Genomic DNA, 21,936 nt, shown 5'->3' with positions numbered 1-21,936 from the left:
CCAGCGGTCGGGCCCTGTTCATGATGCGCCCAAAAGCCCCGCGGAGGAACAGCCGATGGCAAAACCCGGTGACGCCCTGCTGGTCGCCGCGGTCCGCCGCGACCACCGCCCGTGGCTGCTGCTGGTCAACGCCGCCGTCGCCACGACGGGCGGCCTGCTGCTCCCCACCGCGCTCGCCAACGCCGTGGACATGGCTCTGAGCGGCACGTTCGTGCTGGTCGCCGTGCTGTTCCTGCTCCTGCTGGCCCTGGTCGAGATCATCGGCGACGCCGTCGGCATCGTGCTGGCCGCGAGCATCACGAGCCGCGCCACCGCCTGGCTGCGGCGCACGCTCTCCCGGAAACTGCTCTCCCTGGGCCACCCCTCCCCGTTCGCCGCGGGCGACGCCGTGAGCCGGGTCACCGGCGACTGCGCCAACGCGGGCGGCGTCGCGGTCACCCTGATCACCCTGGTCGTCACGGCCGTCTCCTCGGCCGGCGCGGTCGTCGCGCTGGCGCTGCTGGACTGGCGGCTCGCCGCCGTGTTCGCGGTCAGCGTGCCGCTCGCGATGCTGCTGGTCCGCACGCACCTGCAGCTCACCGCCGGCGACGTGCTGGCCTACCAGCAGGTCTCCGGCGAGGTCTCGGCGCGGCTCGTCGACGCGGTGTCGGGCAGGCGCACGATCGCCGCCGCGGGCATCGCGGACCACGAGACCGGCCGCGTGCTGCGGCCGCTGCCCCAGCTCGCCGCGGCCGGTGCCGGCATGTGGCGCACGCAGGCGAAGATGATGTGGCGCGCCGGTCTGCTGCTGCCCGCCGTGGAGATCGCGGTGCTGGTCACCGCCGGTTTCGGCGTGATGGCGGGCAGGCTCTCCCCCGGCGAGGTGCTCGCCGCCCTCGGTTACGCGGCGCTCGGCATGGGCGTCGTCGGCCAGATCCCCCAGCTGACCGCCCTCGAACGCACCCGCGCGTCCGCCACCCGCATCGCCGAGGTGCTCGGCACCCCGGTCCCCGGCAGTCTCCCGGCCGCGCCCGGCGCCGGTGTGCTGGAGCTGCGCGGCGTCAGCGTCGGGACGGCCCTGCGCGACGTGGACCTGTCGCTGCCCGCCGGCACGTTCGCCGCGGTCGTCGGCAGCTCCGGCTCCGGCAAGTCGACGCTCGCCGCGGTGCTCGGCGGACTGTCCGCTGTGGACTCCGGCCGGGTCCTGCGCGACGGCGAGGTCGGCTACGCCTTCGAACGCCCGGCGCTGCTGGGCGCCACGATCGGCCGCGCGATCGGCTACGGGACGGACGCCGACGAGGCTCAAGTGCGCGATGCCGCCGTCGCCGCGCAGGTGCACGACGTCGTGATCCGGTTGCCGCAGGGCTACGACACCCCGTTGGCCGACGCTCCGCTCTCGGGTGGTGAGGCGCAACGGATCGGCCTGGCCCGCGCCATCGTCCGCGACCCCGAGGTGCTCGTGCTCGACGACGCCACCGCGAGTCTGGACACGGTGACCGAGGCCAAAGTGGACAGGGCCCTCACCACCGCGCTCCCCGGCCGGACGCGGGTCGTCGTCACCCACCGGCCGGCCACGGCCGCACGCGCGGATGTCGTGGTGTGGCTGGAGAACGGCCGTGTCCGGGGCACCGGCACGCACCGGCGGCTGTGGGAGCACGAGGACTACCGGGCCGTGTTCACCGGGGGCGAGTGATGCGCTTCTACCTCTCCACCCTGGCGGGACACCGCAGGAGCGTCCTGGTCCTGCTGGCCTGGTCCACGCTCGAGGGCGTGCCCGCGTTCTTCGGCGGCAAGCTCGTCGGATCGGCCGTGGACCGGGGTTTCGCGGCGGGCCACCCCCTGGCGGGCGTCCTGTGGCTGCTCGCGTTCGCGACCCTCGCCGTGGTGGGCGCGCTGGGCCAGCGGCAGGTGTTCGCCCGGCTCGGCGACGTCGTCGAACCCATGCGGGACGCCCTGGTCACGCGGATCGTGCGGGGCGTGCTGGGCGATCCCGCGCACCGGCGCACCCCCGACGCCAGCGCCGTCGCGATGATCACCCGGCACGTCGAGGTCGTCCGCGACGCCACCGCCGGCGTGCTGATCCAGGCCCGTGCCCTGCTGGTCACCACTCTCGCCGCGCTGATCGGCCTCGCCACCACGGCGACCGCGCTGATCTGGCTGGTGGCGGTGCCGATCGTGGCCGCGCTGGTGCTCTTCGGGTTCCTGCTCCCGTCGCTGGCCCGGCGCCAGCGCGACGTCGTGCTGGCGGAGGAGAGCACGGCCGAGGCATCCGGCGCGGTGCTCACCGGGCTGCGCGACGTCGCCGCCTGTGACGCGGCCGCCGAGGCGTACCGGGACGTCGTGGCGGAGGTCGATCGGCAGGCCAGGGCCTCGGTCTCGGTCGCGTGGGCGAACTCGCTGCGCGCCACGGTGATCGCGGTCGGCGGGTTCGCTCCGATCGTGCTGCTCGTGGCGTTCGCCCCGCCGCTCGTGGCGTCGGGCCGCCTCACGACCGGCGCCGCGCTGGCGGCCGTCGTGTACCTGACCACCAGCGTGAACCCGGCCCTGCACGGGCTGGCGCGCACCACGAGCACCGTGGTGATGCGGTTGATGGTCGCTCTCAAACGGCTTCAGGAGGCCGCGCCGCCCGCCACCGCGGAGACCGGCGGCGAAACCCCGGCGAGCAGCGAGTTCGCGCTGCGGGACGTCACGTTCGGCTGGAGCCCGGACGCGGTACCGGTGCTGCGCGGCCTCAGCCTCGACCTCGCTCCCGGCGACCACCTGGCCGTGGTGGGGCCGTCCGGCATCGGCAAGTCCACAATGGCCGGTCTGCTCACCGGGCTGATGCCCCCGGACCGCGGCAGCGTGCTGTTCGGCGGTGTCCCGGTGGACCGGGTGGCGCCCGAGATCCGCCACCACGCGATCGCCCTGATCCCGCAGGAGACCTACCTCTTCACCGGCACCGTGCGGGAGAACCTCGCGCTCCTCGCGCCGTGGGCCACCGACCGCGACGTCGTCGAGGCGGTGCGGAAGGTCGGCGCCGCACCACTGCTGGACCGGCTGGGCGGGCTCGACGCGGAGCTCGGCCACGCCGGAGCGGGGTTGTCCGCGGGCGAGGCGCAGCTCCTGGCGCTCGCGCGGGTCTACCTGACGTCCGCGACCGTGATCGTCCTGGACGAGGCGACCTCGCACCTCGATCCCGCCGCGGAGGCCCGCGTCGAACGGGCTTTCGCGCAGCGGCAGGGAGTTCTCGTGGTGATCGCGCACCGGCTGAGCTCGGCGCTGAGGGCGAACCGGGTGCTGGTCATGGACGGCGGCAGACCGCTGCTCGGCACCCACGAGCAGCTGCTCAGGACGTCACCGCTCTACGGCCGGCTGATGCTGGCCTGGGACCCCACCCACCACGAGGAAACCCCGCTGCCCAAACGGTGAGCGGGGTCCACACCGGACGAGCTGGTGCCGTCAGCCGACACGGTGCAGCCAGGTGACCGGCGCGCCGTCGCCCGCACGGCGGAACGGTTCCAGCGCGTCGTCCCACGCGGCGCCGAGGAGCTCGTCCACGCCGTGGGCGAACGACTCACCGCCGCGTGCTCTCACCGCCAGAGCACGCAGCTGGTCCTCGTTGACCACGATGTCGCCGTTGGCCGAAGTCCGGGCGTGCCACAGTCCCAGGACGGGGGCGAAGCAGAAGCGCTCGCCGTCCTGACCAGGTGACGGTTCCTCGGTCACCTCGAAGCGGAGCATTGGCCACGCGCGCAGCGCAGCCACGAGTTTCGCGCCGGTTCCGGCGTCTCCGGTCCACGCGCATTCAGCGCGCAACTGGCCTGGTGCCGCGGGTTGCGCTGCCCACCTGAGGTCTACTCGGACGCCGAGGGTGCCCGAGATCGCCCACTCGACGTGCGGACAGACCGCAGACGGCGACGAGTGGACGTAGACCACGCCACTGGTGCTGCCACGGGTGCTCACTGCTGACCTCCGCTGCTCGACGAGGGACGTCTTCCCCTACGCCTTTGCCGAGTGAGGTGATCACCGTGAAATCCCGCTCGCTGCATTCTGCCCCGACTCGAGGCATGTCCGCCATAAGAACCAGCTCGATCATCACCCGACCGGGGCAGATACAGGTCTTAAGTCCCGATCTCCCCGCCGAGTGATGCGTGATCGTGATCTAGAGCGCGTTTACCGCGGCGACGACGTCGGCGAGCTCGGATCCCCTGTCGTACGAGGAGATGTGCGTGGCCGCCGTCGACGCGCCGCTGATCGTGGTGAACGTGCCCGGGTCGAGCGGGCCGGGACCGTTCTCCCGATGCGGAGATGTCCGGCCACGTCGAGGGTCCGCGGCGAGCCCCCGCGAGGAGAAGTCGGACACACCTCCGTCGCGGGTGCCCGTTCCCCGGTCGTCGTAGGAAGCGACGGAGATCACGCCGGGAGTCGGGTCGATGCCAGGCGGGTTGGACAGATTTGCCGAGCCGTCGCCGCCGTCGTTGCCGTTCGCCCACACGATGACGCCTTCGGCCACCAGCTGCCGCTGCAACTTGACAGTGACCGACTCAGGGTCGAACGCACCGCCGCCAGACGGCCCAGACGAGTTGCCCACAATCCGGTGACGACGATCACGCGATGTCTCGACTGGCTGCAGTTGCACGACCCCGGCCCGCTACGGTGTCCCCCCGTGCGGAAAGGTGGGGACTCGTGCGGCTGATCCGTCTGGGCGCTGAGCCTTCGGCCATCGGGGCGGACGTCCGTGCCGCCCTCACTGCGTGCGGCGCGGGGACCCAGGCCCTGGGTGGCATCGCGCTGATCGGCGTCCAGCCACCCGACTGCCCCGTGCCCCTCGACGCGATCGTGGTGCTGCCCAAGGGCGTGCTGGTGATCGTCGGCGTCGACCTGCCCGACCCGGCGGTGAAGCTCGAGGCCCCGCTGAACGACCAGTGGAAGATGGACGGCTGGCCGCTCGTGTCCCAGGACGGCTCGCCGAACCCGGCGGCCGAGGCCGTGGCGGCGGCGACCGCGGTGGCGCAGCGGATCCAGACGATGCGTGCGGAACCGCTCCCGGTGAGCACCGTCGTGGCGGTCGGCCCGTTCGTGAGCCAGGTCGTGCAGCCGACCGTCGACCTCAACCGCGGCGTGCGCGTGCTGCACCCGAAGCTGTCCACCCTGCTCACCGCGGCCCGCGAGCTGGCCACCGCGACCGTGCCGTGCACCGCCGACCACGCGGCGAAGCTCCTCGCGGTCCTGCAGACCACCGGCACCCCGCCGGACGCGCGCTCGTTGCTCGCGGAGGGCTTCAGCGACGCCGTCTCCCCCGACCTGGCCTCGGCCAGCACGATGCTGATCCCGAAGGTGCAGGTCCGCCGCCCGCTGTCGCGCAAACGCCCGCCGGAGGGCGCCGAGCCCCCGGCGACGGCGCCGAAGAAGATGCCGTGGACGTTCGTGGTGGCGGTGGGCGTCGTCGCGCTGGTCCTGGTCGTGTGGCTGCTGGTGCTGCTGTCCGGCGGCGACGACGACGCGGCCGGCTCCACCACCGAGCCGACGGCGCCGCAGCCGACGACGGTGGTCGTGGACGGCACGGCTTTCGTGCCGAAGGAAGCGAAGAAGGACAAGGACTGCCAGTCGCAGGCGTTCGGCGACGTGAAGGCGTGGCTGATCGCGAACGAGTGCGGCGAGCTCCTGCGCGCCACCTACGAGACGACGGTGTCCGGCAAGCAGGCCACCGTCCTGGTCGCGGACCTCGACCTGCTCGACGCGCCGTCGGCCAAGGCCCTGATGTCGATCGTGGCGCTGCCGGGCTCGGGCGGCGTGCACGGCCCGGACGGCAAGCCGCTCGAGAACGCGGCCTTCGCGAGCACGGCCAAGGGCAGCCACGTGCAGCTGACCTTCGTGGTGTGGACCGGCGGCGCGGGCGAGGCGGCCCTGGATCCGATCGCCAAGTCCGCGTTGCGGCTGCCCGCCACCCGGTAGAGGCTTGTCGGCATGATCGGACAACTTCGCTCCGTCGTGCTCGACTGCCCCGATCCGCCGGAGCTGGCGTCGTTCTACGAGGAGCTGCTGGGGGCTTCGCGACTGGCCGGGGGCGACGCGGACTGGGTGGTGATCGTCGCCTCGGGGACCCGGATCGCCTTCCAGCGGGCTCCCGAGTACGTCGCGCCGGTGTTCCCCGATCCGCGCGGGTCGCAGCAGTTCCATCTCGACGTGCTGGTGGAGGACGTCGAGGTGGCCCAGGCCCGGGTGCTCGAGATGGGGGCGTCGTTCGTGACGGCGGAGGACGCCGACGCGTTTCGGGTGTTCCTGGACCCGGTCGGGCACCCGTTCTGCCTGATGTGGCTTTCCTGAGGGAGTTCCGGCGCGATCACTTCCCCGCGCACGCACCTGTCGCCGCGGCCTACTGTGAGCGCCATGGACTTCGACGTCATCGTCATCGGTGGTGGACCCGTAGGTGAGAACGTGGCCTGGCGGACGGCCGCGGGTGGCCTGTCCACCGCCATGATCGAGAAGGAACTGGTCGGCGGTGAGTGCTCGTACTGGGCCTGCATGCCGTCCAAGGCGTTGCTGCGGCCCGGGCACGCGCTCGCGGCCGCCCGGCGGGTGCAGGGGGTGAACGCCGGGTCGCTGGACCCGCAGGAGGTGCTGGCGCGCCGGACGAGCTTCACCTCCGATTGGGACGACTCCGGGCAGGTGCGGTGGGCCGAGTCGGAGAACATCCACGTCCTGCGCGGCGAGGGTGAGGTCACCGGCGAGCGCGAGGTGACCGTGGGCGGCGAGGTGCACCGGGCTCGTCTCGCCGTGGTGGTGTGCACCGGCAGCGTGCCCAAGATGCCGCCGCTCGACGGCATCGCCGACACTCCTGTGTGGACTTCGCGGGACGCCACGTCGGCGCGCGAGGTGCCCGAGTCGCTCGTCGTGCTCGGGGGCGGGGTCGTCGGCGTCGAGATGGCGCAGGCGTGGGCCCGGCTCGGGTCGAAGGTGCAGCTCGTCGTGTCCGGGGACCGGCCGCTGCCCAGGATGGAGGAGTTCGTCGGGCCGCTCGTGGTCGAGGGGCTGCGGGAGGACGGCGTCGAGGTGCTCCTCAACGGGCGCGCCTCGTCGATCAAGCCCGGCGAGCTGACCCTGCAGGACGGCAGGGCCGTGCGGGGCGAGAAGATCCTCATCGCCACCGGGCGGGTGCCGGCCACGAAGGACGGCAAGCCGATGACCACCGACGACACCGGGCTGGTGTCCGGTGTGGACGGTCAGTGGCTCTACGCGGCCGGCGACGTCACGGGGCGGGCGCTGCTGACGCACCAGGGCAAGTACCAGGCCCGTGCGGCCGGGTCGGCCATCCTCGCGCGGGCGCGCGGTGATGAGCCGGAGCCGTGGTCTGCCGGGCAGGCCAACGCCGACCACGTGGCGGTGCCGCAGGTCGTGTTCACCGACCCCGAGGTGGCGTTCGTCGGTCACACCGCGGAGGAGGCGCGCAAGGCGGGGCGGGACGTCAAGGTGGTCGACCTCGACATCGCGGTCGCCGGGTCGTCGCTGCACGCCGACGGCTACAAGGGCAAGACGCGGATGGTCGTGGACGAGCGCACGCGGACGCTGGTCGGCGTCACGTTCGTCGGCCAGGACGTCTCCGAGCTGCTGCACTCGGCCACCATCGCGATCGTCGGCGAGGTCCCCGTGGACCGGCTGTGGCACGCGGTGCCCGCCTACCCGACGATCAGCGAGGTGTGGCTGCGGCTGCTGGAGGCCTACGGGCTCTGAGCAGGGTCCCGGGGTTCCTCCAGCACCGAGCCCAGCACGCTGGTGAGCATCTCGTTCGCCGTGCCGACCACGTACGCGCGGTCGTCCTCGTCGACGCGTTCGGCGAGCTTGAACAGCGCGTCCGCGGTCTGCACGGCGATCCGGAACGTCAGCATCACCGGGGCGTCGCCGTGCGCGCCGAACCGGGCGACGAACAGCTCGGCGAGGCGTTCGGCCATCAGCTCGTACTGGTCGACGCTCGAGTCGAGGTGGTGGCTGTCGAGCATGTCGCTGAACCGCACGCGCCCGAAACCGGGAATTTCGGCGAGCATCCGCACGTACACGCCGATGACCTGTTTCATGGCTTCGCGCCACGTGCCCGCTATCCGGTCGGTCGCGAACATCTCCTCGATCTCGCGCAGGCACGTCTCCATGCCGCGCAGCGCCAGTGCGTGCACGACCGACCGTTTGTCCGGGAAGTACTGATAGAAAGAACCAATGGGCACTCCGGCCACATCGACGATGCGGGCGGTGGTGATGTCGTCGTAGTCGTATTCGTTCAGCAGGCTCGCGCAAGCGTCCAGGATCGCGGACACGGTGGCCGCGCCGCGCTGTTGCACGGGCTGCCGGCGCATCACCCTGGCCAACCTGCCCTTTGCCGGATTTTCATGCACGCCGACATCTTTATCCATAAAAGGGCACCTGCACAGCGCGGATGGCCGATCTGTTTCAGCCGGGGTCCCCGCGCCGTTTGCGCTGCACCACCCGGAGGAAGTCCGCCACGCACACCGCGGCGAGTAGCAGGAGCGGCACTCCGAGCCAAACGAGATCAGCTCGCAGCGCCAGCCAGCCCGCGACCGAGTTGAAGACCAGCCCGAACCCGGCGAGCCACAGCCGCAACGTCAGCGCGCTGCGCGGCGGGGCCGGTGGGGGCAGGTAGTCGCTCACCTCATCCGGTTTCCCTCAGCAACGGGGTCTCAACCCGCCGCAAAGGCCGCGGCGGCTTCGTGACGTAAGGCCGCACGAGACGCGTCACGGCGAGTCCGGGAGCTATCAACGGCACCACGGCGGTCAGCACGGCGGCGGTGATCCCGGCCCGCACGACGTCCCTCGGCATGACCGCGACGCGGTCCACGACGAACGCGCGCCGCCCGGTGAGCGACACGAGCGCGAGAATCGCCAGGAACACGACCATGCTGAGCATCGCGCGCTGCACCGCGTGCTCGTAACCAGCGGCTTCTCCGGCGACGAGCACCGCGAACCACCCCGCGAGCGCCGGCAGCTGGCCCTGTTCGGTGGTCGCGGCCCAGCAGAGGCCGCCGAGCGTCGCGAGCCACGCGAGGACGTCGACGCGCTCCTGGGCCCATAGGGAAGCCGAATGGAGCGGGATGCCGGTCCAGGCCAGCACGCCGAGCGGGCTCAGCGGGTCCTCGGCCAGCTGGCCGAGCACCCAGGCGAGTGTCCACGCGGACAGCAGGACCGCGACGACGAGCTGCCACCTGGGCCTGCGCACCACACAGCGGGCGAGCCGGACGATCTCCGCACGCGTCATACCCCCACCTTGCCGTGATCTGGTGGTTTGTGGAGAAACGTCACCCCAACGCTCACCCTGTCGGCCCTCGTCCAGGCGCGTTGTGCACGCAGCGCTACCCACGATCGGGGGACAGATCTTTTCTATGCTGGAGTACATGAGCATCGATCAGCTCCTGCGTCTTCCCAGCTACCTGATGCTCCAGCTGGTGAGGGAAGCGCGTCGCATCGGCCGGGCCGGGCTGAGGGGCCCCCACCTGACCGTGCTCGCGCACCTCGCCGAGCAGGAAGCCGTGGCGCAGAAGCGGATCAGCGACAGCGTGCGGATGGACCCCAGCGACCTCGTGTCGGTCCTGGACGACCTGGAGACCTCCGGGTTCGCCCGGCGCCGCAGGGACGAGCGGGACCGGCGGAGGTTCACCGTGTCGATCACCGAGGACGGGCGGCAGGCGCTGCGCGAGAGGCTGGCCACGGCTCGCGCGCACGACGAGGAGCTGCTGGCGCCGTTGACGCCGAACGAGCGGGACACGTTGACCACACTGCTGCGCAAGGCCTATCTGCACCACGCGGATCTGCGTGTAGATTAGACAGTCTGCGCTCACGCGACCGGGCGCGGGCAAGAGTGGGCGAGTCGGGAGATAAACCGACGTCGCACTGTATCGAGAAATGAGGCAAGTTGTCAAGCCCCTCCGATGACCTCCGGCTCGCCGAAATGGAGCCGGAGCAGGAATACGTGGCCATGTTGTACGGCCGGCTCGACGACCTCCGCGAACAGACGTCGAAACGACTCGCACAATCGTTGCGACAAACCGGCGGCACGCACCAGATGCGGTCGGAGCGCGACACGTCCGTCGCGATGTACACCGATCAATTGACCCAGTACAGCGCGGTCGAGAACGGACTCGCGTTCGGCAGGCTCGATTTCCACAACGGCGACCGCTTCTACATCGGCCGGATCGGTCTCTTCGACGAGGACAAGGAATACGAGCCGCTGCTGATGGACTGGCGGGCGCCCGCCGCCAGGCCGTTCTACCTCGCGACCGCAGCCTCCCCCGACGGCGTGCGGCGGCGCCGGCACCTGCGGACCCGGTCCAGGAAGGTCATCGGCCTCGACGACGAGGTGCTCGACATCAACTCGGCCGAGCCGTCGCGCAACGAGGGCCTGACCGGCGAGGCGACGCTGCTCGCGGCGCTGAACGAGTCGCGCACCGGGCAGATGAGCGACATCGTCGCGACCATCCAGGCCGAGCAGGACAAGATCATCCGGTCCGAGCTCAACGGCGTCGTCGTCGTGCAGGGCGGTCCGGGCACCGGCAAGACCGCCGTGGCCCTGCACCGCGCCGCGTACCTGCTCTACACGCACCGCCGGCAGCTCGCGAAGCGCGGCGTGCTCGTGGTCGGCCCGAACACGACGTTCCTGCGCTACATCAGCCAGGTCCTCCCGTCGCTGGGCGAGACCGGCGTGCTGCTCTCGACCGTCGGCGAGCTCTACCCGGGCCTCACGGCGACCGGTCGCGAGCCCGCGGCGGCCGCCGCGGTCAAGGGCCGCCTGCAGATGGCCGACGTGATCGCCGCGGCCGTGCGCGACCGCCAGGAAGCGCCGCCGCACGTCGAGGTCCGCTTCGACAACGACGTGCTGCGCCTGGACCGCCGGGCGATCGCCGACGCGCGCGGCAGGGCCCGCCGCACCCGCCGCCCGCACAACGAGGCACGCCGCACGTTCGCGCGCGAGATCGTCTCGACGCTGGCGGGCATGGTCGCCTCCCGCCTCGGCGGCCACCTGCTCGACAAGGACGACCTGGACGACATCCGCCGCGAGCTGCGCGAGTCGGACGAGGTCCAGGCCGCGATCTCGGCGCTGTGGCCGGTCCTCACCCCGTTCACGCTGCTCTCGGAGCTCTACTCGAACCCGAAGCGCCGCAACAGGGCCATGGCGAAGTTCACCCGCGAGGAACGCGACCTGCTGCAGCGCTCCACCGACGACTGGACGCCCGCGGACGTGCCGCTGCTCGACGAGGCCGCGGAGCTGCTGGGCGAGGACGACACGGAGGCCAAGGCCCGCGCCGAACGCCAGCGCCGCCAGGCGATCGAGTACGCCCAGGGCGTCCTCGACATCCTCGACCTCGAGGACGACGCCGACCCGGACCTCCTGATGGCCTCGGACCTGATGGACGCGTACAGCCTGGCCCAGCGCCACGGCGTGGACCGCTACGAGACGGCGGCGGAACGCGCGGCCGCCGACCGCACCTGGACCTTCGGCCACGTCATCGTGGACGAGGCGCAGGAGTTGTCCGCGATGGCCTGGCGCACACTGATGCGCCGCTGTCCCAGCAAGTCCATGACGGTGGTGGGCGACATCGCGCAGACCGGCGACATCGGCGGCGCCACCTCGTGGGGCGCCGTGCTCTCGCCGTACGTGCAGAACCGCTGGCGCCTCACGGAACTGACGGTCAACTACCGCACGCCGGCCGAGATCATGGAGGTGGCCGCGGACGTGCTCGCCTCCCTGGACACCTCGCTCGTGCCACCGACGTCGGTGCGCGAAACCGGTGTGGCGCCGTGGGTCTCCCCGGTGTCCTCCCTGGCCGCCGAACTGCCGGCGCTGATCTCCCGCGAGGTGGCGGCCGTCGGCGACGGCAAGGTGGCGGTGATCGTCCCCGGCGAGCTGCTGCCCTCGGTGGGGTCCGCGGTCGTGGCCGCGGTGCCGGGGTCGTCGCAGGGCAACGACCTGGAGGAGGCGCAGGTCGTGGTGCTCGGCGTGGTCGACGCGAAGGGCCTGGAGTTCGACTCCGTCGTCGTGGTGGACCCGGCCGCGATCCTGGCCGAGTCGCCGCGCGGCGCGTCGGACCTGTACGTCGCGCTGACCCGTGCGACGCAACGGCTCGGCGTCGTGCACACCGGCGACCTTCCGGACGTGCTGTCCCGGCTGAAGAACTGAGCACTCCGGTCCTCCTCCGCGAAACGCTCGCGTTCCTGGTGGCGACATCCAGGAGCGGGCGGCGCCGAGGAGGACCGGATGTCCAGCATCGAGTCGGCGGTCGCGAGAGTCGTCGTGAACGTGAGCGACAAGCTCTCGCACCAACTGCGCACTTTGGTCGTGAGACCGCCCTGGACTCCCACGACGCAGTGGACACCGGCGGCGGAACGGCTCCTGGCAGACCTCGGCGCCGACGCGGTCACGCTGATCGGCTACGTGGACTCCCCCGACTTCGCCGCGGTGGTCGCGCAGTTCCGGCTCAGCGCGAACGTCGCCGGCACCGCCGAGGACCAGATCCGCCACGGGCTCAGACTCGCCGGCCTTCCCGAGCGGTTCCTGGCACCGGCGGCGGACATCGTCATGGGAACGCTCTCCGCCACCTGTGAGCGCGTTCCGTGGCAGGTGGGCGCGCACACGCGGTTCGCAGAACCCGACCTGACCGCGTCGGCCGCGGGCAACAGCCGGTTGCTCGCGAGCCTGAGGTCCGTCACCGAGTTCCACGCGTTCGCGGTGCACATGACGGACCAGGTCGCGAAGCTGCACAGCAGCATCAGGCTGCCGCACGTCGGCATCAGCCGGGTCGTGCCGCACGAACAGCTGTACGTCCAGCCCAGCTTCGACCTGGACCGCGAGTTCCGGTTCGGCACCCCGGGCGACCGCAAGGTGGTGCTGGGCGACCCCGGTGCCGGCAAATCGATGCTCGCCGCCAAGCTCGCGCACGATGTCGCGCTCGACGGATCGGGACGGGTGCCGTTCCTGGTGGTGCTGCGGGAGTTCACCGCCTCCTTCGACGAAGGCGGTCACGACCTGACCCACTACCTCGAGATGCTCTGCCGGGCGCCGTACAACGTGAAACCGCCCGCGGACTCGATCGAGTACCTGCTGCGCAACGGACGTGCGCTGCTCGTGCTGGACGGCTTGGACGAGATCGTGCGAACGGAGCTCCGCCGGCGCGTGACCACCCTGCTGGAGGGGTTCGCCCACCTCTACCCGCTGGTTCCGATCCTCGTGACCGCCCGGGAGATCGGGTATGACGAGGTACCGCTCGACCCGGCCCTGTTCGAGGTCACCCGCATCCTGGAGTTCACGCCGAAGCAGGTGCGCACTTACGTGCACAACTGGTTCGCTCTCGACGACGCCTCCTTTCCCGGTGAACGGAAGCGGCTCGCGACCTCGTTCATGGAGGACAGCGAACGGATTCCCGAGCTGCGGAGCAACCCGCTGTTGCTCTCCCTGTTGTGCGCCATGTACTCGAGCGACCGCTACCTGCCCCGCAACCTCGCGCAGGCCTACGAACGCTGCGCGCTGATGTTGTTCGAGCACTGGGACGCCCGGCGGGAGATCCTGCTGCCGCTGAGGTTTCAGGGAAAGGTGCGCGGTGCGGTGCAGCACCTCGCCTGGACGATGCTGACCGAGCCGGAGTCCGGCAGAGCGCAGTCCCGGACGAGGATCGTGCAAGCGCTCACCCGGTACCTCGAACCCAAGCTCGACGACCACGACGAGTCCGTGGCGACGGCGGAGCAGTTCCTCGCCTACTGCACCGGCCGGGCCTGGGTCCTCACCGACGTGGGCGCGACCGGTGCGGAGCCCCGGTTCGGTTTCACCCATCGGACGTTCCTCGAGTACTTCGCCGCCGAGCACCTGGTCCGCACGAACCGCACGGCCGCCAGTCTGTGGGCCGCGCTGGAACCGAACATCGGCCAATGGGAGGTCGTCGCCCAGATCGCACTGCAACTCCACGACCGCAACGTCGAAGGCGGCGTCGACGAGCTGCTGGGCGAAGCGCTCACCGACACCGGCCTCGACTTCGCCGTGCGGTCACTGCACCACACCCATCCGAGCAACCGCACGATCCGGGCGATCGCCGAAGCTGCTCTCGACCGGTCGGTCTTCCACCCGATCGACGGCGTTCGCATGACGATGGGCCCCGCGGCCACGACGTCGGCCGACCAGCCGATCATGAGCCTTCTGCACGACTCGACACCCGCGAACTTCCGCGTCGTCGAACAGGCGGTCGTCACACGGCTGGACGCCTTGCTCGAACGAGGTGAGCCCGGTGCCGCGCTGGTGCTCGAGCACCTGGTCGAGCCTCCGGAGGAGAGCGGGGTGCGGGCGCTGCCGGAGCTGTACCGCGCCGTGGCACCGAAGCACGGCCCGATCCTCGCGAGACTGCACAGGACGCCGCCCTGGGCCGGGTCCAAGGCGCTGGCGGACCCCGATGCGCTGTGTCAGATCGTCGAGCGCTTCGGAGTCGAACCGCTCTACCTGCGCGTCCACTTCCACCGCACCTCGCGGTTCAGCGCGGCGTCGCAGTTGCTCGAGAAGGACGAGCTGCTGATCCCCCGCCGGGAGGGCGACCGGCTCGCGGTCGTCATGGCGACCCGGCCGACGCCGTGGTTCGGCGAGGCCCGGTTCCGCACCGCCGACGTCACCGACCTGAGGACCGCCAGGCGCACCAGCAGCCTCTGGTTGATGCTCTCCCTGCCGCGCCTGGAGAGGGCGAGCCGCATGGGTCTCGTGGGTTCGGCGCGGTCCAGCCGCGCCGAGGTGCTCACGTGGCTTCGGCAACTGCCCCTGCCACCCGAGGTCCACGCGTTCCTGCGCGACTGGCTGGCAGGCGGGATCAGCGTGCTAGAGCGAGACCCACAGCCGCCGCCCCCACCCCGAGCACCACGCTGACCAGGACGTTCAGCACAGCCGGCCGGTACTTCTCCGCCTCCAGCAGCTTCACCGTCTCGTAGCTGAACGTCGAGTAGGTCGTGAGCCCACCGCAGAACCCGACCCCGAGCAGCGGCATCCACGAGGTCCCCGCGACGAACCCGATGAGCAGGCACCCGAGGACGTTCACCACCAGCGTCCCGTACGGGAAGTCCGACGACATCCGCGCCGACACGAACCGGTCCAGCAGGTACCGGCAGGGCGCCCCCAGAGCGGCACCGAGGAACACCACCACGGCGGTCATCGCGTCACCCGCAGCCCGAGGAACGCCGCCGCCACCGCGCACACCGGCGTGACCAGCAGCGCCCACGACCAGGAAGCCGCGTACGACGAGAACGTGGTGAACCCGCCGAGGACGCCGACCCCGAAGAACGCCCGCACCAACGGCCGCGGCACCCGTCCCATCAGCACCCCGATCAGGAACGACCCGAGCACGTTGATCAGGAACAGCCCCCAGGCCCCTGGCACCGCGAGGGACAGCCCGTACCGCGCCACTGCGCCGAGCCCGCCGCCCAACGACACCAGCGAGACGAACGGCAACGAGGAGTCACGCCGAGGGTTCGGCAAGGTGCTCCACCAAGTGGTCCAGGGCCTTCAACGCGCGCACGACGTCCTCTCGTTCCGACGCCTCCAGTTTGCCCAGTGCGGCACCGATCCGCTTCTCGTGTTCGCGCTGCCACACCAGCAGTTGCTCGTGTCCACGCGGTGAGACGGACAGCCGGGCCACCCGTCTGTCCCTGGGGTCTCCGCCGCGCAGCACGAGGCCCGCGTCGATCAGCTGGGACACCAGGCCGGACACCGTGTTGGGGGCGAGGCGCAGGACGGCGGCCAGGTCGCCGACCTTCATCGGCGGGCGTTCCGCGAGGGTCTGCAGCAGCTCCACCTGCGCCATCGGCAGGGACTCCCAGGGCCAGTCCGCACGGATGCTCGTCCGCAGCGCCCGGCGCAGGCGAGTGACCACGTCGGTGAGCGTGCGGGCTTCGTCTGACATGCGGAAATACTACTGAATCCCCGGTGCCGTCCCAGGGTTCGAGATTCGCCGCCGCGGCCGGTCGCGTTCCGCGAGGATTCACACCTTTCAGCGATTGCGGCTGCCGCACACGTGCGGCGGCTCAGTAGCGTGAGGGTCATGGCTGAACGGGTGAGCTGGATTCCGGAAGGCGTCGACACGGGCAAGCCGAGCGCCGCGCGCCTCTACGACTTCCTGCTCGGCGGAGGGCACAACTTCGCCGCCGACAGGGCGCTCGCGGAGCTCTTCCTCCAGGCGCAGCCCCACGCGCGCACGGTCGCCCGGCTCAACAGGGCGTTCCTGCGCCGGGCCGTGCTCTTCATGGCGGGCAACGGCATCCGGCAGTTCCTCGACCTCGGGTCCGGCATCCCGACGGTCGGCAACGTGCACGAGATCGCGCGCAAGGCCGATCCCGAGGCTCGGGTGCTCTACGTGGACTTCGAGGAGGTCGCGGTCGCGCACAGCCAGCTCATCCTCGAGGGCGACCCGTACGCGGCGATCGTCCAGGAGGACATGACCCGGCCCGAGGCCGTGCTGCAGGCCGCGCGGGACAGCGGCCTGCTCGACTTCACCCAGCCGGTCGGCGTGCTGACCGTGGGCGTCTTCCACTTCGTGCCGCCGGCAGCGGACCCGCGGGCGATCGCCGCCGCGTACCGCGACGCCGTCCCGCCCGGCAGCTACCTGGCGTTCTCCCAGTTCACGCCCGACTTCCGGCCCGCGGAGATGGCCGCGGTCGTCGAGGTCATGAAGAAGAGCCAGAACCCGATCTTCCCGCGCACGAAGGCCGAGATCGAGGGGCTCTTCGACGGGTTCGAGCTGGTGGAGCCGGGAATCGTGCCGTCGCCGCTGTGGCGCCCGGAGGGCACGAACACCGACGACCCGGACGAGGCGTCGATCTACGCCGCGGTGGGCCGCAAGGTGTAGGCGGCCGCGCGGAGGTGCTGGCTCGCGAGGCGCGTACTCCGTACGCTCTGTCACAGGATGGAACTCCCGGAGCTCGCCACCCGCTGGATGCACGCGCTGACCTCGACCGCGTACATCCCGCTGTCCCACGCCGAGATCGAGCAGGCGCTGCTCGACTCGCTGCGGCAGCTGCCGGAGTCACCCGAAGCGGTGGCCGCTCGACTGGTGTCACTCCACGCGACCGGCCCCGAGTCGTTGCGCGTCACCGTCGACCTGCTCTCCTCCGCGTTCGAGCTGCCGCTGCTCGCCAGGCTGAGTTCCGCCTACGCGCAGGCGATGCGGTTGGACGCCTTCGACCAGCAGGAGCAGATCAAGGTCGCGATCGTGCGGGCCAAGCGACGGGTCGAGCGCACGCTCAAGGTCAGCCAGGCGCGGTTCCGCGAGGTGTTCGAGTCCGCCGCGCTGGGCATCGCGATCACCGACCTCACCGGCCGGTGCGTGGAGGCCAACGACGCGCTCGCCGAGATCGTCGGGCTGGCGTCGGGCACCGACGTGCACGACCGCGACCTGCGCGAGTTCTACCAGCCCGACGACCTGCTGTCGCTGGGCGCCTCCTACCGGCAGGTGAGCGAGGGGCGCCTCGACCGGTTCCGCGACCAGCGCCAGCTGATCCGCGCCGACGGCGAGCCGGTGTGGGTGCACCTCGTGGTCTCGGTGCTGCGCGACGCCGACGGCGAACCGACCCACCACGTGACGATGGTCGAGGACATCAGCGAGCTGCACCTGTTGCAGCGCAGCCTCGACCACCAGCTGCTGCACGACTCGCTCACCGGCCTGTCGAACCGCCAGCACTTCGTCACGCAGGTCGAACGGCAGCTCGAGGGCGAGCCGATCACCCTGTACCACCTGGGCCTGGACGCGTTCTCGGTCGTCAACAACGGCCTGGGCCACGACACCGGCGACAAGCTGCTCAAGATCGTCGCGAGTCGTCTCGGCAAGCTCGCCGAGGACAGGAACGCGGTGCTGGCGCGCATCGGTGGCGACGAGTTCGCGCTCATGACCTCGAACGACACCGTCACGTCGACGATCGACGAGATCCAGGAGGCGCTGGGCGAGCCGACGTTCGTGGACGACCACGGTCTCGCGCTCTCGGTCGGCATCGGCGTGGTGGACCGGCCGCCGCCGTTCGCGACGGCGGCCGAGGTGATGCGGTGCGCCAACGCCGCCCTGCGCCAGGCGAAGGCGCGCGGCAAGCGGCAGTGGGCGCTGCACGACCCGCACGACGACGCCCGCCGCCGCGGCAGGTACGCGCTGGCCGCGTCGATGCCGGGCGCGTGGGAGCACGGCGAGGTCGGGATCGTCTACGCGCCTGTGCACGACCTGGAGACCGGCGAGGTGCTCGGCGCCGTCGCCCGCCTGCACTGGAACGACCTGGGCCACAACGACACCGTGGCGCTGGCCGACTCGACGGGCCTGTCGCTGCCGATCGGCCGCTGGCTGCTGCGGGAGGCGTGCGCCCAGGCCGCCGGGTGGGTCGCGGAGTTCGGTGACGGGGCGCCCACGCTGCACATCGCGCTGGGCGCCCTGCAGTCCAGGGACGAGGACCTGGTCGCCGACGTCAAGCGGGCGCTCGACGAGACGGGCCTTCCGCCGGAACGGCTGCGGATCGCCCTGGACATCTCCTCGGTGCTCGCGGGCGACGACAACGCGCTGGTGCTGCACGACAACGGCATCGTGACGGCGCTCGACGGGTTCCGCGGCGGCCACGACGAACTGGCCGTGCTGACCGAGGTGCCGGTCCGCACGGTGATCACCCGAGCGCCCGCCCCGAGCCGGAACTCCTTGCTGTACCGGGCGATGCGCGGCCTGGTCGAGACCGTGCACGGCCTCGGCGTGCGGTTCGCCGCCGACGACGTGCACACGGCGGCCGAAGCCGACGACTGGCGCGCGGCCGGGGCGGACGGCGTGATCGGCCTGCTGCCCGCCCTCACCTCGCGGGAGGTGACGGACCTGCTGGCTAGAGCTGCTTCACCGCCGCCAGCAGCTTAGTGAGCGAGTCCTTCGCGTCCCCGAACAGCAGCGTCGTCTTCGGGTTGTAGAGCAGCTCGTTGTCCACGCCCGCGAACCCCGGCCGCATCGAGCGCTTCATGAACACCACGGACTTCGCGCGGTCCACGTCGAAGATCGGCATGCCGTAGATCGGGCTCGCCGGCTCGTCGCGTGCACCGGGGTTCACCACGTCGTTCGCCCCGACCACCACCGCGACATCGACCGACGTGATGCCGGGGTTGACGTCGTCGAGCTCCTTGAGCTGCTCGTACGGCACGTCCGCCTCCGCCAGCAGCACGTTCATGTGCCCCGGCATCCGCCCCGCGACGGGGTGGATCCCGTACGCCACGGCGACTCCGCGCCGTTCGAGCTGCGACACGAGCTCGCGGACGGCGTGCTGCGCCTGCGCGACCGCGAGCCCGTAGCCGGGCACCACGACGACGTTGTTCGCGTACCCCAGCAGGATCGCGACGTCCTCGACCGTGCCGGACTTGACCGTGCGCTGCTCTTCGCCCTGCGCCGCGACAGGTGTCGCCTTGAACGCGCCGAACAGGATGTTCGTGAGCGACCGCCCCATCGCCTGCGCCATCAGCCGCGTCAGGATCGTGCCGGACGCGCCGACGAGCGTGCCCGCGACGATCAGCAGCGTGTTCGCCAGCACGTACCCGGACGCCGCGACCGCGAGGCCGGTGAACGCGTTGAGCAACGAGATCGCGATCGGCACGTCCGCCCCGCCGACCGGCAGCACGAACAGCGCGCCGAGCGCCAGCCCGACCGCCGCCAGCAGCCACAGCAGGAACCCGTTCGGCACCGCCATCGTCAACGCGCACAGGGCGACCGACGACACGCCCGCGGCGATCGCGAGCTGCTGCCCGGCCGGCAGGAGCACCGGCCGCGTCGTCATCAGCTCCTGCAGCTTGAGGAACGTGACCACGGACCCGGAGAAGCTGACCGACCCGATCAGCACCGTCAGCACGGTCGCGAGCCGGAACAGCACCGTCGTGTCCGGCACCGCGAAGAACTCCGCGAGCGCGACCAGGGCCGCCGCGGCGCCACCGACCCCGTTGAACAGCGCGACCATCTGCGGGATGGCGGTCATCTTCACCGAGCGGGCGGCCGGGATGCCCACCACCACACCGAGTGCGACGGCGACCAGGATCCACAGTCCGTTGTGGACGACGCCGTGCACGTAGGCGGTGACGACGGCGACCAGCATGCCGAACGCGCCGATGAAGTTGCCGTAGCGCGCGTACTTGGGCGAGCTCAGGCCCTTCAGCGCCAGGATGAAGCAGAGCGCGGCGACGAGGTACATCAGCTGGACGGTCATTTCTTGAACATCTCCAGCATCCGGTCCGTCACCACGAACCCGCCGACGACGTTCACCGTCGCGAGGAACACCGCGAGCAGCCCGAGCACCAGCTCCAGCGTGCTCTCCGCCGACCCGGTGATCAGGATCGCGCCCACCAGGATCACGCCGTGGATGGCGTTCGCACCGGACATCAGCGGCGTGTGCAGGATCGTGGACACCTTCGAGACCACCTCGAAACCCACGAACACGGCCAGCACGAAGATCGTCAGCAGGTCGATCACGGCACCACCTCGCGGATCTCACCGTCGTGGGTGAGGCAGCAGCCGCCGAGCACCTCGTCGTCGAGGTCCGGCCGCACTTCCCCGTCCACGATCATCAGCTTGAGCAGGTTGACCACGTTGCGCGAGTAGAGGCGGCTCGCGTGCACGGGCATCGACGACGGCAGGTTCAGCGCGCCGTGCACGAGCACCTCGCCGACCCAGACCTCCTTGCCCGCCACCGATCCCGCGTAGTTGCCGCCCGACTCCGCGGCCAGGTCGACCAGCACCGAGCCCGGTGCCATCGCCTTGAGCATGTCGGTCGTCACGAGCTCGGGGGCCTTGCGGCCGGGGACGGCGGCCGTGGTGATCACGACGTCGGACGCGGCCACGTGGTCGCCGATCAGTTCCCGCTGGCGTTCCAGGAACTCCTCGGACTGGGCGGAGGCGTAGACACCGGTCTGCGTCTCCAGGTCCAGCTCGAGGAACTTGGCCCCGAGGCTGCGGACCTCCTCGCCGGCGGCCTTGCGGACGTCGTAGGCCTCGACGACGGCACCGAGGCGGCGTGCGGTGGCGATGGCCTGCAGGCCCGCCACGCCGGCTCCCAGCACGAGCACCTTGGCCGGGGGCACGGTGCCCGCGGCGGTGGTGAACATCGGCAGGAAGCGCGGGAGTCGTTCGGCGGCGACGAGGACGGCCCGGTAGCCCGCCACGAGTGCCTGCGACGACAAGGCGTCCGCGGTCTGGGCGCGGGTCACGCGCGGCAGCCGGTCGAAGCTGAACGAGGTGACGCGCCGCTCGCGGTAGACCTCCAGCAGCTCCCGTTCGGCGCCGGGCTGCAGGAAGCTGATGGTCACCGCACCGGGCTTCAGCAGCCCGGCCTGCTCGACGGTCAGGGGTTGGACGGACACGACGACGTCGGACTCGGGGGCCGGGTCGCCGGGCGTCACGGTGGCCCCGGCCGCCCGGTAGGCGGCGTCGAGGGCGTGGGCGTGGCGGCCGGCGCCCTCCTGGACGTGCACGGTCAGTCCGGCGTCGACCAGCGATGGCACCGTTTCCGGTACGCAGGCGACTCGGCGCTCGGCGGGCCGCGACTCTGCGGGTGCTCCCACTTTCACCGTACGCACGTTACGCGATCAAAGGTGACCTGGGCCACATCTACAGTTGCCAGAGAACCGCACCGGCGAGGGTCAGGCACCCCGCGAGCCCCACGGCGGGCACGACGCGCTTGCCGAGCGTCCACGCGCTGGCGTTGGCGATCGCGTAGTAGAGCAGCACGCAGAACGAGCTGAACACGATCGCGCGCGTCACGTCGACGGTGAGCACCAGCGCGATCGCCACCAGGGCCGTGCACACCTCGGCGACCCGCAGGTCGGCCAGCGGGGAGGGCAGCCGCCGGTCGCGCGCCATCGCCAGCGCGGTCCGGGAGACGCCGAGCTGCAGCGAGAGCAGAGAGCCGAGCGCCGCCAGGCAAGCGGCCACGCGGATCACGGGGGCCAGCGACGGCGAGACG

At 71.2% G+C, this 21,936-nt stretch carries 21 protein-coding genes and 1 pseudogene; 10 read left to right on the top strand and 12 right to left on the bottom strand.

The window, feature by feature from the left end:
• The first annotated feature begins 55 nt into the window (after positions 1 to 55).
• Both ACFWGZ_RS25160 and ACFWGZ_RS25155 read left to right on the top strand, forming a co-directional pair.
• Complete coding sequence (locus ACFWGZ_RS25160) at positions 56 to 1,672, top strand: ABC transporter ATP-binding protein (protein WP_382454028.1); 1,617 nt, start codon at positions 56 to 58, stop codon at positions 1,670 to 1,672.
• On the top strand, positions 1,672 to 3,390 hold the full coding sequence (locus ACFWGZ_RS25155) for an ABC transporter ATP-binding protein (RefSeq protein ID WP_382454027.1): 1,719 nt from the start codon (positions 1,672 to 1,674) through the stop codon (positions 3,388 to 3,390). The genes ACFWGZ_RS25160 and ACFWGZ_RS25155 overlap by 1 nt, the downstream gene beginning before the upstream one ends.
• Positions 3,391 to 3,420: 30 nt before the next feature.
• On the opposite strand, the gene ACFWGZ_RS25150 is transcribed toward ACFWGZ_RS25155, so the two are convergent.
• On the bottom strand, positions 3,421 to 3,924 hold the full coding sequence (locus ACFWGZ_RS25150; protein ID WP_089950817.1) for a DUF3145 domain-containing protein: 504 nt from the start codon (positions 3,922 to 3,924) through the stop codon (positions 3,421 to 3,423).
• Positions 3,925 to 4,123: 199 nt separating this feature from the next.
• Positions 4,124 to 4,600, bottom strand: a complete 477-nt coding sequence (locus ACFWGZ_RS25145; RefSeq protein WP_382454026.1) for a S8 family serine peptidase — start codon at positions 4,598 to 4,600, stop codon at positions 4,124 to 4,126.
• Between the two features lie 47 nt (positions 4,601 to 4,647).
• Between ACFWGZ_RS25145 and ACFWGZ_RS25140 the strand changes: the two genes are divergently transcribed.
• The 3 genes from ACFWGZ_RS25140 (at position 4,648) to ACFWGZ_RS25130 (ending at position 7,692) form a co-directional block, all read left to right on the top strand.
• Positions 4,648 to 5,916, top strand: coding sequence for a hypothetical protein (locus tag ACFWGZ_RS25140; protein ID WP_382454025.1), 1,269 nt, complete (start codon positions 4,648 to 4,650; stop codon positions 5,914 to 5,916).
• A 12-nt stretch (positions 5,917 to 5,928) separates the two neighbouring features.
• A complete protein-coding gene (locus tag ACFWGZ_RS25135; RefSeq protein ID WP_382454024.1) occupies positions 5,929 to 6,288 on the top strand; it encodes a VOC family protein in 360 nt (119 codons plus the stop codon).
• Between the two features lie 63 nt (positions 6,289 to 6,351).
• Positions 6,352 to 7,692: a dihydrolipoyl dehydrogenase family protein gene (locus ACFWGZ_RS25130; RefSeq protein ID WP_382454023.1), complete on the top strand. Its 1,341-nt coding sequence runs from the start codon at positions 6,352 to 6,354 to the stop codon at positions 7,690 to 7,692.
• On the opposite strand, the gene ACFWGZ_RS25125 is transcribed toward ACFWGZ_RS25130, so the two are convergent.
• The 3 genes from ACFWGZ_RS25125 to ACFWGZ_RS25115 all read right to left on the bottom strand — a co-directional run bounded on the left by ACFWGZ_RS25125 (position 7,680) and on the right by ACFWGZ_RS25115 (position 9,223).
• The gene (locus ACFWGZ_RS25125; protein ID WP_382454022.1) at positions 7,680 to 8,306 is read right to left on the bottom strand and encodes a TetR/AcrR family transcriptional regulator; all 627 of its coding nucleotides are present in this window, start codon (positions 8,304 to 8,306) and stop codon (positions 7,680 to 7,682) included. The genes ACFWGZ_RS25130 and ACFWGZ_RS25125 overlap by 13 nt on opposite strands.
• Positions 8,307 to 8,400: 94 nt before the next feature.
• Positions 8,401 to 8,619 carry a DUF6343 family protein gene (locus tag ACFWGZ_RS25120; RefSeq protein ID WP_382454021.1) on the bottom strand — a complete coding sequence of 73 codons (219 nt, stop codon included), beginning with the start codon at positions 8,617 to 8,619 and terminating at the stop codon, positions 8,401 to 8,403.
• Between the two features lies 1 nt (position 8,620).
• A complete protein-coding gene (locus tag ACFWGZ_RS25115; protein ID WP_382454020.1) occupies positions 8,621 to 9,223 on the bottom strand; it encodes a hypothetical protein in 603 nt (200 codons plus the stop codon).
• A gap of 136 nt (positions 9,224 to 9,359) precedes the next feature.
• Between ACFWGZ_RS25115 and ACFWGZ_RS25110 the strand changes: the two genes are divergently transcribed.
• From ACFWGZ_RS25110 to ACFWGZ_RS25100, 3 genes are all read left to right on the top strand, one after another.
• A complete protein-coding gene (locus ACFWGZ_RS25110; RefSeq protein ID WP_382454019.1) occupies positions 9,360 to 9,788 on the top strand; it encodes a MarR family winged helix-turn-helix transcriptional regulator in 429 nt (142 codons plus the stop codon).
• A 125-nt stretch (positions 9,789 to 9,913) separates the two neighbouring features.
• On the top strand, positions 9,914 to 12,139 hold the full coding sequence (locus ACFWGZ_RS25105; RefSeq protein WP_382454018.1) for a HelD family protein: 2,226 nt from the start codon (positions 9,914 to 9,916) through the stop codon (positions 12,137 to 12,139).
• 78 nt (positions 12,140 to 12,217) lie between these two features.
• Positions 12,218 to 14,857: an NACHT domain-containing protein gene (locus ACFWGZ_RS25100; RefSeq protein WP_382454017.1), complete on the top strand. Its 2,640-nt coding sequence runs from the start codon at positions 12,218 to 12,220 to the stop codon at positions 14,855 to 14,857.
• On the opposite strand, the gene crcB is transcribed toward ACFWGZ_RS25100, so the two are convergent.
• Genes crcB through ACFWGZ_RS25085 form a run of 3 tightly spaced genes read right to left on the bottom strand, consistent with a single transcriptional unit; the run spans position 14,802 to position 15,887 of the window.
• A complete protein-coding gene (gene crcB / locus ACFWGZ_RS25095) occupies positions 14,802 to 15,140 on the bottom strand; it encodes a fluoride efflux transporter CrcB (RefSeq protein ID WP_382454016.1) in 339 nt (112 codons plus the stop codon). The two genes, ACFWGZ_RS25100 and crcB, sit on opposite strands and share 56 nt — an antisense overlap.
• Complete coding sequence (locus ACFWGZ_RS25090; protein WP_382454015.1) at positions 15,137 to 15,463, bottom strand: fluoride efflux transporter FluC; 327 nt, start codon at positions 15,461 to 15,463, stop codon at positions 15,137 to 15,139. The genes crcB and ACFWGZ_RS25090 overlap by 4 nt, the downstream gene beginning before the upstream one ends.
• Positions 15,444 to 15,887, bottom strand: a complete 444-nt coding sequence (locus ACFWGZ_RS25085) for a MarR family winged helix-turn-helix transcriptional regulator (protein ID WP_382454014.1) — start codon at positions 15,885 to 15,887, stop codon at positions 15,444 to 15,446. The genes ACFWGZ_RS25090 and ACFWGZ_RS25085 overlap by 20 nt, the downstream gene beginning before the upstream one ends.
• A 138-nt stretch (positions 15,888 to 16,025) precedes the next feature.
• Here ACFWGZ_RS25085 and ACFWGZ_RS25080 point away from each other — a divergent pair, with 138 nt between their 5' ends.
• Entirely contained in the window at positions 16,026 to 16,829 is an 804-nt protein-coding gene (locus ACFWGZ_RS25080; protein WP_382454013.1) for an SAM-dependent methyltransferase, read from the top strand.
• Positions 16,830 to 16,886: 57 nt separating this feature from the next.
• On the top strand, positions 16,887 to 18,857 hold the full coding sequence (locus ACFWGZ_RS25075; RefSeq protein ID WP_382454012.1) for a diguanylate cyclase domain-containing protein: 1,971 nt from the start codon (positions 16,887 to 16,889) through the stop codon (positions 18,855 to 18,857).
• On the opposite strand, the gene ACFWGZ_RS25070 is transcribed toward ACFWGZ_RS25075, so the two are convergent.
• From ACFWGZ_RS25070 to ACFWGZ_RS25055, 4 genes and pseudogenes are all read right to left on the bottom strand, one after another.
• A complete protein-coding gene (locus tag ACFWGZ_RS25070) occupies positions 18,826 to 20,184 on the bottom strand; it encodes an NAD(P)(+) transhydrogenase (Re/Si-specific) subunit beta (RefSeq protein ID WP_382454011.1) in 1,359 nt (452 codons plus the stop codon). The two genes, ACFWGZ_RS25075 and ACFWGZ_RS25070, sit on opposite strands and share 32 nt — an antisense overlap.
• A complete protein-coding gene (locus tag ACFWGZ_RS25065; RefSeq protein WP_198680616.1) occupies positions 20,181 to 20,447 on the bottom strand; it encodes an NAD(P) transhydrogenase subunit alpha in 267 nt (88 codons plus the stop codon). The genes ACFWGZ_RS25070 and ACFWGZ_RS25065 overlap by 4 nt, the downstream gene beginning before the upstream one ends.
• Entirely contained in the window at positions 20,444 to 21,541 is a 1,098-nt protein-coding gene (locus ACFWGZ_RS25060; protein WP_382454010.1) for an NAD(P) transhydrogenase subunit alpha, read from the bottom strand. The genes ACFWGZ_RS25065 and ACFWGZ_RS25060 overlap by 4 nt, the downstream gene beginning before the upstream one ends.
• Positions 21,542 to 21,581: 40 nt before the next feature.
• Positions 21,582 to 21,936, bottom strand: a pseudogene (locus ACFWGZ_RS25055) (amino acid permease); the annotation flags it as partial.

The organism is Lentzea sp. NPDC060358 (assembly GCF_042725365.1).
GTDB lineage: Bacteria > Actinomycetota > Actinomycetes > Mycobacteriales > Pseudonocardiaceae > Lentzea.
The sequence above is the reverse complement of the archived record's forward strand: the minus strand, read 5'-3'. Positions and strand labels throughout refer to the sequence as shown.

Coding starts and splice junctions, on each gene's coding strand:
- ACFWGZ_RS25160 (WP_382454028.1), top strand. CDS start 56: ATGGCAAAACCCGGTGACGCCCTGCTGGTCGCCGCGGTCCGCCGCGAC.
- ACFWGZ_RS25155 (WP_382454027.1), top strand. CDS start 1,672: ATGCGCTTCTACCTCTCCACCCTGGCGGGACACCGCAGGAGCGTCCTG.
- ACFWGZ_RS25135 (WP_382454024.1), top strand. CDS start 5,929: ATGATCGGACAACTTCGCTCCGTCGTGCTCGACTGCCCCGATCCGCCG.
- ACFWGZ_RS25130 (WP_382454023.1), top strand. CDS start 6,352: ATGGACTTCGACGTCATCGTCATCGGTGGTGGACCCGTAGGTGAGAAC.
- ACFWGZ_RS25125 (WP_382454022.1), bottom strand. CDS start 8,306: ATGCGCCGGCAGCCCGTGCAACAGCGCGGCGCGGCCACCGTGTCCGCG.
- ACFWGZ_RS25115 (WP_382454020.1), bottom strand. CDS start 9,223: ATGACGCGTGCGGAGATCGTCCGGCTCGCCCGCTGTGTGGTGCGCAGG.
- ACFWGZ_RS25110 (WP_382454019.1), top strand. CDS start 9,360: ATGAGCATCGATCAGCTCCTGCGTCTTCCCAGCTACCTGATGCTCCAG.
- ACFWGZ_RS25105 (WP_382454018.1), top strand. CDS start 9,914: ATGGAGCCGGAGCAGGAATACGTGGCCATGTTGTACGGCCGGCTCGAC.
- ACFWGZ_RS25100 (WP_382454017.1), top strand. CDS start 12,218: ATGTCCAGCATCGAGTCGGCGGTCGCGAGAGTCGTCGTGAACGTGAGC.
- crcB (WP_382454016.1), bottom strand. CDS start 15,140: ATGACCGCCGTGGTGGTGTTCCTCGGTGCCGCTCTGGGGGCGCCCTGC.
- ACFWGZ_RS25085 (WP_382454014.1), bottom strand. CDS start 15,887: ATGTCAGACGAAGCCCGCACGCTCACCGACGTGGTCACTCGCCTGCGC.
- ACFWGZ_RS25080 (WP_382454013.1), top strand. CDS start 16,026: ATGGCTGAACGGGTGAGCTGGATTCCGGAAGGCGTCGACACGGGCAAG.
- ACFWGZ_RS25075 (WP_382454012.1), top strand. CDS start 16,887: ATGGAACTCCCGGAGCTCGCCACCCGCTGGATGCACGCGCTGACCTCG.
- ACFWGZ_RS25070 (WP_382454011.1), bottom strand. CDS start 20,184: ATGACCGTCCAGCTGATGTACCTCGTCGCCGCGCTCTGCTTCATCCTG.